Below are 15,551 nucleotides of genomic sequence, written 5' to 3'. Positions count from 1 at the left end.
GGGCATTCCCTGCACAGGAGTTCCCCGCGCCTCGGACTGCCGGGGCGTGGGGAGAGCCCTGCGAGGGACTCGGGGGATGGATGCCGTCGGCTCAGCGACCGGGCAGGAACCGGCGCAGCATGCGCGTGGCAGCCGACAGCTCAGGAGCGCGCAGGATCAGCAGCACGACGACGTAGACGATCACGGATGCGAGACCGATCACGCCGGTGCCGACGGCGCCGAGTATGCGGTCGAGGAAGTCGGAGCCGCTGTGACCGACGATCCAGCCACTACCTGCACCGAGAAGGTTGTAGACGCCCCACCCTGCGAGACCAGCAGGAACCGCCGAGATGGCGAAGCGCACGAGGGAGAGAAGCGTCTGTGGAAGCTCGAGTCCACCGAGACGGTTGCGGAGGATCCAGATCGCGACGATGGTCTGCACGATGCCAGCGACCGACTGTCCGAGCGCGATCGCGGCGGCGAGTTGTTCGATCGGCGCGACTGCTCCGGCGATGACCGAGAGGCCGATGATCAATGCGACCTGCACGAGTGTGAAGTAGAAGGGCGTACGGGTGTCTCCGTAGGCGTAGAACGCGCGCTGCACGATGAAGAGCAAAGCCAGCGGCAGAAGGCCGACGAGATAGCAGATCAGAACTGGTGCGGCCTGAACGGCCTGCTCCGCCGTCGTCGTGAAGATGCGGGTTGCAGGAACCGCGGCGACGGCCAGCGCGATTCCCGAGCCGACCACGAACAGCGAGATGATGCGGATGCATCGGGCGACGTCGGAGCGAACGTCATCGTGACGACCTTCGGAGGCGTGCTCGGCGATCTGAGTGAAATAGGGAGTTCCGATGGAGATCGCGAAGATCGAATAGGGAAGCATGAATACAAGCCAGGCGGCCTGCATGAAGAACACCGACGGATGGCCCGTGGACTCCGACACGACCGTGCTCTGCACCAGCCCCGCGAGCTGACCGGCGATCACCATGAGGAATGTCCAGCCGGCCAGTGTGCCGACATGGCGAAGGCCCACGCCGCGCCAGCGGAAGTCGGGTCGCAGCCTCAGGCCGGTGCGCCTCCACGAGAACAGCAGCAGGCCAGCCTGCAGTGCGATCCCGAGGGTGGCGGTTCCGCCGAGCACGGCGATCATCGTCGGATCCCACATCTCGACCAGGTTGCGGTCGTTGCCGAACATGGCGATGAAGATCAGGAATCCGATGATCGAGACGACGTTGTTGACGATCGGAGCCCAGGTGTACGGCCCGAAGACTCGTTTGGCGTTGAGTGTTTCGCCGATCAGAGCGTAGAGGCCGTAAAAGAAGATCTGCGGCAGGCACCAGTAAGCGAATGCCGTCGCGAGCGCGAGCTGATCGGGCGAGTACCCCTTGGCGTAAATGAAAACCAACCACGGTGCGAGAAGAATCGCGACCGCTGTCGCGGCGAGGAACACGACGGTGCCGAGAGTGAACAGCTTCGAGATGTATGCCCGGCCTCCATCCTTGTGCGCGCCTGCCTTGACGATCTGAGGGATGATCACGGCCGTGAGGATGCCGGTCTGGATGATGGTGAAGACGTTGTTGGGAAGCTGGTTCGCGACACCGAAGGCATCTCCTGCCTTGCTGATGCTTCCGATCGCCGCCACCAGCACGATCGTCCGTACGAGGCCCGTGACGCGCGAGACGAGGGTGCCGGCACCCAGAAGGGCGCTGGCGCGGCCGAGACTGCTCACTGGGGATCCTTCGCGGGGTCTGCGGGCTCTGCGGGGTGTGTGGGGTCCGACGGGACATCCACGGCCGTCGGCTCCACTTCGGTCGACGGGGCCTCCACCGCCGCGGCATCCGCCGACGAAGCATCCGCCGACGAAGCATCCGCCATCTCGACATCCTCACCCTTGCGTCGCCGTCGCAGCGTGCGCACGACACCGAGGACGATCAGGATGACGATCAGGCTGCCGAAGATGGCGAGGCCGATGCCCTCCCACTCGGCGCGCACCGAGACCCGCACGGTCTGCGACTGGCCGAGGGGCACTCCGGTGGGACTCGTGAGAGACAGGCGCAGGTCGAGCTCTCCGCTGCCGACCCTGGCCGACACGGGCACCTTGACCCTGGTGGTCGTCCCGGCCGGGATCGTCGCGCGGGTGACCGACTCCACCTCGAGGCGCGGATCGCTCGGCAAAACGGTGAGCACGACGTTCACCGGCCACGGGAGATCGTTGCGCACACCGAACGGCAGGTCGGCGTTCGCCGACAGCAGTTGGATCGTGCTCGACTGCGGGATGTCGACCGAGGCCAGCGTGTCACGCGTCGCCTGCCGGTGGTCGCCCAGAGCCTCGTCGAACCTCGTGGAGCTGAGGCCGGCGGCGATCGTCCGCATGAGGCGGATGCGCTCGGGGCTCAACAGCACCTGCGGGTCGTCGAGAATCGTGGAGAACTGACCGAGTGTCTGCTCCTCCGAGAGGAGCAGCTGCAGCGAGGCGCCCCGGTCGTCGTCGATCTCCCCGTCCACCGACGCGGGGGCCGCAGGCGTGGAGCGCAGCGAGGTGAGATCGACACCCGGCGAATCGGTCGTCGTGACGACCTCGCGCAGCGCATCGGCCGTGCGGTTCTCGTCGCGGTCGAGCCCGACCGCTAGGGGTGTCGAGGTCGTCTGCCCTGCGAGGAACAGATAGGCGTTGGCTGCGGCCAGAGACTGCGCGCGGGCGTCGGCGTCGGACTCTCCGGCCGCCTCTGACAGGGCATCGGACGCCGCGGCATCCGTCACGAGCACGTCTTCTGCCCCGGCCAGCACGTGCCCGGTCGCCGCGCCGTCGAGCGCGGTCGAGGGCAGGATGGTCGTCGCCGTCCCGGCGAGATAGGTGCGGAATGCGGCGAGGTCGTCGGCGGTGACATCCGCCCGCGGCCAGAGGATTCCCTCGGCCGCCCCCTCGATCGTCGTCAGTGCCGCGTCGTCCGGCAGCATCGGGCCGTCGGTGGCCGCCGGCGACGGCGTGCCCGTCGGGGTCGGGAGGGCAGACGCGGGGGGAGCGGAGGCGAAGTTCGCCGGGTCGAGGAAGGGCGCGAGAGTCGTCGGCGTCAGCAGGGCTGGTAGATCGGCCTGCGCCTGGGTCGTGGCGTCGGCGTCGCCGAACTGCAGCACGAACCGCTCGTTCGGCAGGTTCTCGAGGCGCGTCAGCCATTCGACCGCAGTCGTGGGTGCGGCGGAACCCAGTACGCGGATGGCTGCGACGATCGCAGGGTCGATCGCGAGCACGGCCGAGGTGCCGCTGACGCCGTCGAGTTGCGCCGTGAGGTCGCCGTCGGCCGCCGTGAGCTCCGTCAGCTCGTCCGAGCCGAGAAGGGCGGCTCCGTCTGCCGGGGTCGCAGTGATCGGCACGAACACGGTCACGGGCGGGTGCGGATCCGCCGAGATCACCAGAACGCTCGTCGTCGAGACGTCTTCGCCCGACGCGCCGTCGGTGCCGCTCAACGCGGCTCGCACGGGGTAGACGCCGGGCGTGAGAGTCGCCAGGAGATCCTGAGAGATGCCGATGCTGGTCGTCGAGGACGACCCCGCATCCACCGGTTCGGTGCTGTCTTCGGCGATCACGTCGAACTCACCCGCAACCTCGCCCGAGTCGAGCCAGGAGCCGACGGCCTCGGCCCCTGCCAGCGGGGTGCGGTTGATCGAGACCGTCACACGGCCCGAAGACAGCGAGGTGTCGGCGTCGTTCTGCACAGTGACGGATGCCGTCGTCGACAGCCCGGGGGAGAGGACGCCGTTCGATCCTGCGGACACATGCAGCACGGGCGGTTCGGAGTCGCTCTTCTGCGCTGCCTGTGCGGCGGGACTGGCGACGACGCCGATGCCCAGTGCCATCGCGAAGGCGACGGTTCCGCAGGCGAGGCGCGCGCGGAAACCGTTCTCGGGGATGGTCACGGTCATGGGGGTCTTCCTCGAACGCCCGAGAAGGGGCTGATCGTGAGTGCTGACCTTGTGATTCTAGGTGGGCGCGTAGGAGAGATCCCTGAAGACGCGTAGAGTGACGGCCGTGTCCGACAGCGCTCCCCCCACGCCCGACCCCCTGTTGTGCGCCGCTCTGGCGGCCGATCTCGATTCGGCCGACTTCCGCTCCGAGCCCTTGCGTCGCCTGTGGGGCGAAGAGGCCGATGACGCGCTCGCCCGGGGGCTGCGCGAGCCGATCCTCCGTGCGATCACCGGCGATGACGGCGTGCTCGCGACGCTGGGCCGGCTGTTCGTCCTGGGCATGCCGCAGCCGCGTGAGGCCGTCGCGACAGCTCTAGCGCACGTGGGAGTCGACGGGATCGAGAGCCTGGGTCTGGCCGTCGCCGACCGGGATTCCGTGCGTCCCACTGCGCTGCTGCGACCGCAGTCGTTCGTCGACGCAGACGGCATCGGCGAGTGGTGGATCGCGAGCGATCTCGACGAAGTCGCCCTCGACGGACCGCTCCCGGCCGACCACGTCCTCGGCGTCGGCGGCGCCTCACGCACGCTCGCTGAGATCGTGACGCCCATCGAGGTCGACCGCGCCCTCGATCTCGGCACGGGATGCGGCATCCAGGCTCTCCTCATCGCGCGGCACGCGGCATCGGTCGTGGCCACCGACATCTCCGTTCGCGCCCTCGCCTTCGCCGAGCTGAACGCGCTGCTCAACGGGGTGCGCAACATCGAGTTCCGTCTGGGGAGCATGTTCCAGCCGGTCGAGGGCGAGGCGTTCGATCTGATCGTGTCGAACCCCCCGTTCGTGATCACCCCACGGGCTGAGGGCGTGCCCGAGTACGAGTACCGCGACGGCGGCCTGGTCGGCGATGCGCTCGTCGAGAAGTTCGTGCGCAGCGTCGCGGCGTATCTGACCGCGGGCGGCATCGCTCAGCTGCTCGGCAACTGGGAGTCGCGCGCCTCGTCTGCCCGGCTTCCTGAGCAGGCGAAGCGAGACGACGAGCGCGGACTCGACCGCCTCGCATCCTGGGTGCCCGACGACATCGACCTCTGGGCGATCCAGCGCGAAGAGCTGTCGCCCCTCGGATACGCCGAACTGTGGATCCGTGACGGCGGCACCACTCCGCGTGATGCCGCGTTCACGCCGCTGCTGTCCGCGTGGCTCGACGACTTCGCCGTTCGCGGCGTCACGGCCGTCGGATTCGGCTATGTCCTGCTGCGGCGTCCGCGGTCGTCGAGTGCAGGCTCGACTCGTGCGCCGCTGCGGAGGACGGAGCGGATGCCGCAGCCGGTGTCGAACGTCGGCGGAGCGCTGCGTCAGGGGCTCGCCGCCCACGATCTGATCGCCGAGGGCGGATTGCCCGACACCCTGATCACGGCCGCCGATGTCACCGAGGCGCGGCATCTGCTGCCCGGCAACGATGACCCGAGCGTGATCGAGCTGCGCCAGGGCGGCGGTTTCGGCCGTACGGTCGCCGTCGACCCCGCGCTCGCCGCGTTCGTCGGCGCGTGCGATGGCGAACTGACTGTGGTCCAGATCGTCTCCGCCCTCGCCGACCTCTTCGAGGTGCCGCTGGCAGATCTGTGGGCCGACATCGAGCCCCGCATCCGCCAGCTCGTGCTCGACGGGTTCCTGCTCGGCTGAGCGGTGCTCGAGAAGGGAATAGCGCAGCATCCATTCTGTTGCATATAAACATGAAGGCTTTCGGATTCCTCTCGTTCGGTCACTACGCCGACGTGCCCGGTTCGTCGACGCGCACGGCCGGCGACATGCTGAAGCAGACCATCGAGATCGCCGAGGGCGCCGATGAGATCGGCGTCAACGGGGCGTATGTGCGCGTGCACCACTGGGCGCGCCAGGCCGCGTCTCCCATGCCTCTGCTGAGCGCTATGGCTGCGCGCACCAAGCGCATCGAAGTCGGCACGGGCGTCATCGACATGCGGTACGAGAACCCGTTCCAGTTCGCCGAAGAGGCCGCCGCCCTCGACTACATCGCCGACGGCCGTATCGCGCTGGGTGTGAGCCGTGGCTCACCCGAGACGGCGTTGCGAGGCTACGAGACCTTCGGATTCGTCGACGAGGAGGACACCGAGCGCGGCAGCGTGATGGCCCGTGAGAAGTTCGACCTGTTCCTCGAGGCGATCGACGGAGCCAGGGTCGCACCCGGGGACCCGCGGATGGTCGGGGCGGGTCACTACCTGTCGATCGAGCCGCAGTCGCCCACGCTGCGCGATCACATCTGGTGGGGAGCCGGCTCGCGCGCAACCGCTGAGGACACCGGCCGCAAGGGGCTCAACCTGATGAGCTCGACACTGCTCACCGAGGCGACCGGGCAGCCGTTCCACGAGCTGCAGCGGGAGCAGATCGATCTGTTCCGCGCCGCTTACAAGGAGGCCGGCCACACGGGTGCGCCACGTGTCTCGGTCAGCCGCAGCGTGTTCCCCCTCGTGTCCGACATGGATCGGGCGTACTTCGGGCTCCGCAGCGAGGAGAACGCCGACCAGGTCGGCATCATCGACGGATTCCGCTCCACCTTCGGCAAGACCTATGCCGCAGAGCCGGACGTGCTGATCCAGCAGCTCCTCGCCGACGAGGCCGTGATGGCCGCCGACACCCTCATGCTGACGATCCCGAATCAGCTCGGCCCCGCGTACAACCTGCACGTGCTCGAGTCGTTCGCGACGCACGTGGCGCCGGCACTCGGATGGAAGCCGAACACGGAGGGTCCCGTTCAGGGCGACCCGGTTTGAGCAGGTCCGCGGCGTCCGCTTCGCGAGGCCTCGGACCGCGTAGGTCAGCGTCGTGCGCGACCCTGGCCAAGGCTCCAGCATGCCGGTACTCTGGCGCCATGCGTGCACACCGGGGTGGAATTCTTGCAGGAGTGATCGCGCTCGTCGCGATCGTGGTCGGAGCAGTGCCCGCGGCGGCAGCGACGACCACCTCGTGGGCGAGCTGGCAGCCGTTGAGCGGCTCGGCAGGCGCTTACACGTCGTCGGTGCAGATCGCGGCGCAGCCGGTGCTCAGCGCAACGGTCACGAGCGACTCCCGCGGGGGACAGGTCGGCGTCATCTCCGGAGCCTCGACCTGGCTCTCGGAGGGAACGCCGGTCGGAGCGAAGTACGGCAGCAGCATCAACCAGTCGTACGTCAACCTCCGCCCCAAGGCCGATAACGCCACCAGCCCGTCCACGACGACGTACTCGTTCGCGTCGCCCACCCCGGCATCGGGTTGGACGTTCGTGCTCGGCGACATCGACGCCGATTCCGTGCGCATCCACGCCGTGGCGGGCGACGGACACGTTCTCGATGCGACGGAGCTCGGTTTCCGAGGGGGCTTCAACTACTGCGCGCCGGGAGTCGCCGGAAAGCCGTCTTGCACAGGCGTCGCCGCCGACATCCCGAGCTGGGACCCGGCGACGCTCACGCTGACCGGCAATCAGGCGGCTGCCGACACCAGCGGCGCGGCCGCGTGGTTCGAGCCGTCGACCCCGATCAGCTCGCTGACGTTCTTCTTCACGCGGCGCGCCGGCTTCCCCGTGTACCAGACGTGGTTCGCGTCGATCGCGCGTGACATCACCGGCACCGTGACCGACGTCGCAGACGGGCCGCTCGAGGGCGTCGAGCTGACCCTCACCGACGCGAACGGCGCGGTCGTCGGGACCACCACCACGACTGCCGGCGGAACGTACGCGTTCCCGGGATTCGTCGCCACCGACGGCTACACGGTGCGCGTCACGCCGCCGGATGGCAAGATCTCCGAGAGCGCGGTCTCGCAGGACGTCGACCTGACGGACGAAGACGGTGTCGCAGACTTCACCGTGCGCGACATCGTGCCCGTGTCGGTCGAGGGACGCGTCACGGACGTCGACGGGAATCCGATCGCCGGGGTCACCGTGACGATCGACGGCCGCAGCACGACGACGGACGCGGACGGCCGCTACATCATCGACGAGGTCGAGGTCGGAGAGCACACCGCCACGATCACGACCCCCGACGGCTACACGCTCGTGACCTCGGCGCCGCCGTTCACCGTGCCCGAGGACAGCGAGACGCCGATCAGCGGCGTCGACTTCGTCGTCGCCGAGAATCCGTCACTGAGTGGCACCGTGCGATCGAACGGCACCGGCGTCGCGGGCGTCACCGTGACGGCATCCGGACCGGGAGGCTCGATGCTCTCGACCGTCACCGATGCGAACGGCGACTACTCCTTCCCGCGACTGCCCCTCGGCGACTACTCCGTCGGCATCGAGGTGCCTGGCGGGTACATCGCGTCGGGCCCGGTCGCCCGCGATGAGAGCGTCGGCGAGGCCGACGTCGAAGACGTGGACTTCGAACTCGCCCGCCTCGGAGCGATCGACGGCACGGTGCGCACAGACGGCGGAACCCCTGCACCCGGTGTGGCGATCATGGTCGAGGGACCTGACGGCTCGCACTCGCTCACCACGGATGCCGACGGCGCCTACGGTCTGGGCACGCTCCCGCCGGGGACCTACACGATCACGGTCACCGCGCCGTCGGGGAGCACGATCGTCGGAAACGCCACTCGGACCGTCGTGATCACCGCAGCCGGCGAGGTCTTCGGCGAGCAGGACTTCACACTCGCCGCCGTCGTGGTCACGCCCACGCCGACACCGACGCCCACCGACCCGGGGACGAGCGGCAGCACCCGTCTTCCCGCCACGGGTCTCGCGCCCGAGACCTTCCTCTGGGCCGGCATCGGCGCCGCCGTGCTCGTGATCGGCGGAGTGCTCTTCGTGGTCTCGCGTCGCCGCTCGAAGGACGACTGACGAGCGGTCCGCCATGTGAAGAGTCGGAGTCGCGTGACGACGCGCCGGCGGCGGATGCGGTGGTGCGGCGTGGCGCGCGGAGTCTCCGACTTTCCGCGCGCTGACGCGTGCTGATCCGGCCTCGTGCGCAGGTCAGCGGTCCTGGGGCGGTCCGAACAGCTCCTCGCCGTGCTCGTGCAGCAGGCGGAACGTATCGGCGAACGTCTCGGGCTCGGGCTCGTCGGGGCGACCGTAGCGCGCGATCAGCAGGCCGAGCAGTCCGCGGGCGGGCGGCGTCAGCGGCTTGTCGCGGTCGGCATCGACGGGCGGCCCCTGCTCGGGGTTCGGCGGAGTGTAGGCGGGTACCGTGATCGGCCAGTCGGACGGATGACGCGGTCGGTCGAGGTTCACGACGTTCATCAGCGCGTTCGCCGAGGCGTCGCGGTCGTTCAGCGGCTTCAAGCCGTGCAGGCGCGAGAGCGTGGCGGTGACCGATCCGTGATGCATCTCGTCGTGGACGATCGTGCCGCGCTTCGTATAGGCCGATACGGCGATGGCGGGCACCCGGCATCCGAGTCGATCGAAGGCGAATCCCATCTCGCCATCACCCGACTCGGGGGTCGGCTTCGTCGCCGCGGGCGGCGGCACGTGGTCGTAGCAACCGCCGTGCTCGTCGAACGTGATGAGCAGCAGGGTGTTGACGGCGTTCGATCCGTGCGGCGAGGCGCTCGTGCGCACCGCCTCGTACACGTCGTGCACGAGGCGGTCGCCCGCACGCACGTCGGAGATGGCGCTGTCGAACACCGGATCCCCGTCGACGTCGCCTTCACGCAGCCTCCCGAACGGCGGGTGGAAGTCGTTGTGGTCGTAGACCATGCGAGGCTCGATGAACGCGTAGGCGGGGAGGCTGCCGTTCTTCGCGTCGGCGTAGAAGTCCTCCATCGTGCCGAAATGCGAGGTGCGCCAGTACTTCTCGAGAGCCGCAGCGTGCAGCATCCCGGTGAACGAGACCAGTTGCAGTTGGTCGAAGTAGACCTTCCAGGTGAGTCCCGCGTCTTCGAGACGGTTGAAGATCGTCGGCGTCTCCGGGGCGTCGAGCCACTTGCGGTACCCGCCACCGCCGACGTTCGTCACGAAGCCGTGCGACGTCGAAGCGTGGAAGAACGAACGGTTGCAGAAAGTCTGCGACGGCACGGCTGCGTACCAGTGGTCGAAGACGGCGAACTCCGACGCGAGGGTCGAGAGCACGGGCAGCATGTCGGGCGAGAACGAGCCCATGATGTGCCTGGCCTCGTCGACCGAGGGTTCGACCCCTCGCCGGAGCCGACGGAAGTTCACGATGTAGTCCTTCAGGAACCCCGACATGTCGGCCTTCGCACCGCGCTCGGGCGCGTTGAACGGCGCGGTCATCTGATCGATGAAGAGCTCCGCGTTTCCGGGCGGGTCGATCGTGCCGAACAGCTGCGTGTTGACGTGCGGGTACTCCTCGCCCGGATCCGGATCGGGGAGGCTCATGATCCGATCGGTCGGGCCCTGATAGACGTGAGCGTCGACGACCGTGCCGTCGGGCGCCGTGTTGCTGTGGGCGCCGAACGCGAGCCCGTCGAACTTCTCGCCTGAGGGCAGCGTGTCGGGGGTGTGGAGAAAGCCGAGCAGATTGTCGAAGGAGCGGTTCTCGCCCATCAGCACCACGATGTGGTCGAAGCCCGGTTCACTCCGGGGCGTGAGCGCCGCGAACGGGTCGGGCTCCGCCTCGAATCCGTGGTGGCCGGCGCCGTCGAGGGACGCTCCGACGGCTGCGCCGCCCGCGCCGCCGATCGCGGCGCCCGCCAGAGCGGCGCCGCCCAACTTCAGGAACCCGCGCCGATCGGTTCGTCCGCGGGAGTCGTCGTCGGTCACGTGCCGATCCTACGCGCGGCGCGTGGTGTCGATGAGAGGCGGCCGTGCGGGACGTTAACCATCCGTTCAAACCGGGTGAACCGGGAGCAGTCATCCGGCAACCTCTGCGCCACGTCGAAGCCATAGAAAGGTCGGAGGCACGTCTGCCGATCGCTCTCTCCGAACAGGTCTCTCATGCTCTCTTCACCGCTCCGCCGCGCCCTCGCCAGCACCTTGAGCGCGCTGGTCGTCGCCACCGCGCTGAGCTCCGGCGTGGTTCCTGACATCGCCGCTGCCGCCATCAACGAGGACACGTCGTCACCGCAGCCCTCGCCTGAGCCGACGATGCCCGCAGAGGAGGTCGCGACTCCTACGCCGACCGCGGCGCCCGCCGACCCGACGCCGACCCCGGCTCCGACTGACCCGACGCCGACCGAAGACCCGAAGACTCCATCGACGGCGCAGCCGCCGGCATCCGATGTCGCGCCGCTCGTGGCACCGCAACCGACCCCCGCGAGCAATGCGAGCGCCTACTGGCCTCTCGTGATCACAGAGATCAACGGCGACAACCCCGGCGCCGACACCTACGAGTTCCTCGAGGTGACCAACACGACGGATGCCGCGATCGACCTCGAGGCCGCCGGCATCCAGATCCGGTACCACACCAGTCGCTGGAACACCGGCACCGTTCAGCCGCTGATCCACCTCGACGGCGAGGCCGACGCGCCTGCGACCATCCCCGCGGGCTCCTCGGCCGTGTTCTGGATGAACTACGCGCCCGGCGATGCGCGTCGCAGCCTCACCAAGGATCAACTCCGGGCCTTCTACGGCATGGCAGCGGACACTCCGATCTACCGGTTCGGCCCGCAGGCGGGCTTCGCGAATGGCGGCGACCGCGGCTTCAGCCTGACCGATGCGAACGGCTCCACCCTTACACGCGCCTGGGTCCCGGCAGACGATGCCGTGGGCACCACGCCGTGGAATGCGCAGTTCGGCGTGCCCGACCTGATCGGGACCCCCGACGCCCGCCTGCTCGCCTACGACATCACCGGCGCCACCGCCCTGCCGACCCCCGGAGCGATCACGGTCGAACAGGTCACCAGCGCCCTCACCAAGCCCACGGATCCGGACTCGGACGGTCCCGTCCTGCAGATCACCGAAGTCGCCCCCGACACCGCGAACGTCTCGGGTTCGGACGCCTACGAGTTCATCGAGATCTACAACGCCGCCGACGCCCCCGTGAACTTCGGCGACTACGTGCTCAGTTACCTGACCACCGACAACGACCTGACCAACCCGAAGTCCAACGCGTCGACGCTGTGGCCCGCAAGTCCGGGGGAACCCGTGATCCCGGCGGGCGGCACGCTGGTGCTGTGGATCCAGAACCCGGCCGTGATCGCGGCCGGCCTCACCGCGGCCGACTTCAACAGCGCGTTCGGCACCGATCTCGAGCTGGGCGTCGACCTCCTCACGATCTCGTCGGGCGGCATGGCGAACGGGGGGTCGCGAGGCCTGCAACTGCAGACGAAGAGCGGGCACGACATCTCTCGCGCCTACTATTTCGACGATGCGCAGACGACGGCGAGCACTGCCATCCAGTACTCGTGGAACCCGGGCGCCGCGGCATCCGCCCTGTGGACTCCTCCCGACCCCGCCGGCACCACGCAGACCATGCTCGGCCTGGCCGCGCCGACTCCCGGTGCAGTGACCGACGATCAGGTCGCCGTGTCGTTCGTGCCGTACCCCGCGCCGGGAACCGCGCCTGTGATCGTCGACCTCACCGGAGGATCCGAAGTTCCCGACACGGGAGGCATCGAGCTGGGCTTCGACATCACCGACGACCTGCTCGTGCGCCGCGTGACTCTCACGGTCACCGACGACCTCGGCGGAACCGAGACGCGCAATCTCACGTTCTCCGCAGCCGGACGCTATCTGTACTCGATTCCGGCGGTCGATGTGTACGGCAAGCGCTGGGTGGAGTACACCGTCACCGCAGGCGACGGCAGCCAGGTCAGCACGCTGGGTCCTGTGCGTCTCACGCTCGACCACTCCGCTGAAGAGCCCGTGCGACTGAACGTCGCGGACGGGCAGTTCGTGAACGGCCAGACTCCCGTCGTCGCCACGACCGACGGCGACGTCGGGGCCCTCGAGCTCAGCATCGACGGCTCGACGATCGCCGACGGCACCGCATCCCTCGAGAAGGCCCCGGTGTTCGCGATCGAGGCGACGGCCACCGATGCGTTCTTCCGCAACGGCATCAAGCTCGGCGACAACGTGCTGGAGATCTTCGACGGGGGCTTCTACGACCGCATCGTGACGGTCGACGCCTCGGTCCCGGTCGACGAGGTGGTCAACGGCCAGCAGCTCACGATCGGGGTCTACGCGGGCACGAAGGCATGGCCGCAGCCCGACCCGAATGAGAACAACGACGACTACACGATCATGAATCCGCGTCTGGCGCTGCCCGACGGGCGTGTGCTGCGCCCCACCTCGTGCTCGGGTGCCGGTGAGGGACAGGAGGCCGCTGCTCGCGCGTGCCCGAGTGACTCCGCCGAGCGGATCAACCTCAGCGACGCGAACCTCGTCTACTTCCTCGCGACGTTCACGATCCCCGACGACGCGTTCGACTCGGTCTCGACGATGTGGGACACGACAGCCGTCGCAGACGGACCGCACGGGATCACGGCGTCCGCCGGTCAGGCTGCAGCTGCCCGTGCGGCCGTCGCTGAGACCGTCACGCGCACAGTCGTCGTCGACAACACGGCACCCGAGATCACGACCAGCCTCGCCGAGGGCGAGTCGTACCGCGGACCCTTCACGATCGACGCATCGGCGACGGATGCAGGATCGGGTTTCGCGTCGATGACCGCATCTCTCGACGGCGAGGAGATCACCCTGCCGACGGATACCTCTTCGCTCACGTTGACGCCGGGCGACCACGTCGCGGTCGTCACGGCGTCGGATGCGGTCGGCAACGTGTCGACGAGCACCGTGAGCTTCACGACCGCCGACGAGCTGCCGCACACCATGCTCGTGAACCCCGCCGACGGCGCGGTGATCGAGGGCGACTCCGTCGAGCTCAGCGCGATTCCGGGATCCAACGTCGACGACCGGCTCGCGGTGTGCTTCGCCGAGGGTTACACGTACACGGCCGCCGACTCATCGGTGCATGTCGTCTCGGGCACCACGACCGACGCAAGCTCGACCGATCGTGAGGGTGAACCCCTGAGCGCCGACGACCTCGCCAAGCTGACCGGCGCCGACGGTCTCGAGGTCGCCGAGACCAGCGACACCGCCATGCCGTACCAACTGTTCACGGTCGCCGTGCCCGAGGGCGCCGACGAAGGCTCCGACGTGCGGGTGGCCTGGGCGGGCTCCGCGAACGCCGACGCGAAGGTGCTGCTGTACGTGCAGACCACCCGGGGTGCGTGGGAGGAGGTCGATCGCCATGTCACCACCGGGAAAGCGCCGACCAGCTTCACCCTCGACGCACAGGTGCCCGTCGCCGGGCACGCGCAGAATGGCCAGCTCACCTTCCTCGTGCAGCACTCGGAAGGGTGGGCGGCGACCGACCTGAGCGGCCGCGAGTCGCAGGTGACCGACTACAACGCCGGCGCCACCCCGCGTGAGCAGTACGACTTCACCCTCGCCTGGCAGTCCGACACGCAGTACTACAACAGCAACGAGGGCCACGGCGCCGGCACCGGCGGTTCGGACACCTACTACCAGCACCAGATCGACATCAACGAGTTCCTCGTCGCGGAGCGCGAGAACCTCAACCTGCAGTACGTGACGCACACCGGCGACATCGTCGACAATCAGAACGAGCAGCATCAGTGGGAGAACGCGGATGCCGCCTACGACATCCTCGACGAGGCCGGTCTTCCGTACGGTGTGCTCGCGGGCAACCACGATGTCGGCCACTTCGACGGGGATTACGGACCGTACAGCTCGTACTTCGGCGCGTCGCGGTTCGAGCAGAACCCCTGGTACGGCGGCTCCTACAAGGACAATCGCGGTCACTACGACCTCGTCAGCGTCGACGGCATCGACCTGCTCATGATGTACATGGGCTGGCCCGACCCCAACGACACCGCGTCGAACTCGGCGGATATCGCGTGGATGAACTCGGTCATCGCGCAGTACCCCGAGCGCAAGGTCATGATCAACCTGCACGAGTACATGCTGACGACGGGCGGTCTCGGCCCGTTCCCGCAGCGTATCTACGACGAGGTCGTGGCGCCGAACGCCAACGTGATCGCCGTCGGGTCGGGGCACTATCACGATGCCTACACCCGGCTCGACGACTTCGACGACGACGGAGACGGCACGGCGGACCGCACCGTGTACTCGATGCTGTTCGACTACCAGGGCCTGCCTGAGGGCGGCCTCGGGTACCTGCGCCTGCTGCACTTCGACAACGAGGGCGGCCGCATCGTCGTGCGTACCTACTCGCCGTCGCTCGACGACTTCGACTCCGACGAGCCGTCGCTGAACAGCCCGGCGGGCATGCAGGAGTTCGAGATCCCGTACGCGGCGGGCGGCATCGCGCCGACTGCCAAGACCCTCGCGACCGACTCGTTCCGCGCGGATATCCTCACCTCGACAGAGGTCGGCTGCGCAGAGGGCGTCGTCAGCGGAGAGGCGACGGCGGTCACCTGGAAGGAACTCTCCGAGGGGACGCATGGATGGTTCGTCCGCACGACGGGGCCGTTCGGCGGCGTGGAGTACTCGGCGGTGCGCACCTTCACGACGATCGCCGGTGAGACCGGCGGCGGCAGCGACGGGAGCGACGGCGGGGCGGATTCCGGCAGCGGCTCGAGCGGTCCCGACGGCGGAGGCCTCGCCGCGACCGGTGCTTCGGGGCTGTGGCTCGGCGGACTCGGGCTCGCGGCGCTGGTGCTCCTCGCGCTGGGCGCGGGGATGTTGCTGCGCGGCAAGCGCAGAGCCTGAGCGTGCAAGGGACGGATGCCGCGGCATCCGTCCCTTGGC

7 protein-coding genes are annotated in these 15,551 nt (G+C 68.5%); 4 read left to right on the top strand and 3 right to left on the bottom strand.

Features of this window, described 5'->3' with window-relative positions; translation table 11 throughout:
* Nucleotides 1–91: 91 nt before the first annotated feature.
* Together murJ and ACI3KT_RS10020 are read right to left on the bottom strand one after the other, a co-directional pair.
* Nucleotides 92–1,708: a murein biosynthesis integral membrane protein MurJ gene (gene murJ, locus ACI3KT_RS10025; RefSeq protein ID WP_404904003.1), complete on the bottom strand. Its 1,617-nt coding sequence runs from the start codon at nucleotides 1,706–1,708 to the stop codon at nucleotides 92–94.
* On the bottom strand, nucleotides 1,705–3,900 hold the full coding sequence (locus ACI3KT_RS10020) for a DUF6049 family protein (protein WP_404904001.1): 2,196 nt from the start codon (nucleotides 3,898–3,900) through the stop codon (nucleotides 1,705–1,707). The genes murJ and ACI3KT_RS10020 overlap by 4 nt, the downstream gene beginning before the upstream one ends.
* A 97-nt stretch (nucleotides 3,901–3,997) precedes the next feature.
* On the opposite strand from ACI3KT_RS10020, the gene ACI3KT_RS10015 reads away from it, so the two are divergent.
* From ACI3KT_RS10015 to ACI3KT_RS10005, 3 genes are all read left to right on the top strand, one after another.
* On the top strand, nucleotides 3,998–5,560 hold the full coding sequence (locus ACI3KT_RS10015) for a methyltransferase (RefSeq protein ID WP_404903999.1): 1,563 nt from the start codon (nucleotides 3,998–4,000) through the stop codon (nucleotides 5,558–5,560).
* Nucleotides 5,561–5,610: 50 nt separating this feature from the next.
* Nucleotides 5,611–6,666: an LLM class flavin-dependent oxidoreductase gene (locus tag ACI3KT_RS10010; RefSeq protein ID WP_292908488.1), complete on the top strand. Its 1,056-nt coding sequence runs from the start codon at nucleotides 5,611–5,613 to the stop codon at nucleotides 6,664–6,666.
* 98 nt (nucleotides 6,667–6,764) lie between these two features.
* The gene (locus ACI3KT_RS10005) at nucleotides 6,765–8,702 is read left to right on the top strand and encodes a carboxypeptidase regulatory-like domain-containing protein (RefSeq protein ID WP_404903997.1); all 1,938 of its coding nucleotides are present in this window, start codon (nucleotides 6,765–6,767) and stop codon (nucleotides 8,700–8,702) included.
* A gap of 132 nt (nucleotides 8,703–8,834) precedes the next feature.
* Here ACI3KT_RS10005 and ACI3KT_RS10000 read toward each other — a convergent pair whose 3' ends face one another.
* A complete protein-coding gene (locus tag ACI3KT_RS10000; RefSeq protein ID WP_404903995.1) occupies nucleotides 8,835–10,580 on the bottom strand; it encodes an alkaline phosphatase family protein in 1,746 nt (581 codons plus the stop codon).
* A gap of 174 nt (nucleotides 10,581–10,754) precedes the next feature.
* Between ACI3KT_RS10000 and ACI3KT_RS09995 the strand changes: the two genes are divergently transcribed.
* Nucleotides 10,755–15,512, top strand: a complete 4,758-nt coding sequence (locus tag ACI3KT_RS09995; protein WP_404903993.1) for a lamin tail domain-containing protein — start codon at nucleotides 10,755–10,757, stop codon at nucleotides 15,510–15,512.
* Nucleotides 15,513–15,551: the final 39 nt, after the last annotated feature.

This window comes from Microbacterium sp. ZW T6_19, assembly GCF_044987465.1.
GTDB classification, from domain to species: domain Bacteria; phylum Actinomycetota; class Actinomycetes; order Actinomycetales; family Microbacteriaceae; genus Microbacterium; species Microbacterium natoriense_A.
The sequence above is the reverse complement of the archived record's forward strand: the minus strand, read 5'-3'. Positions and strand labels throughout refer to the sequence as shown.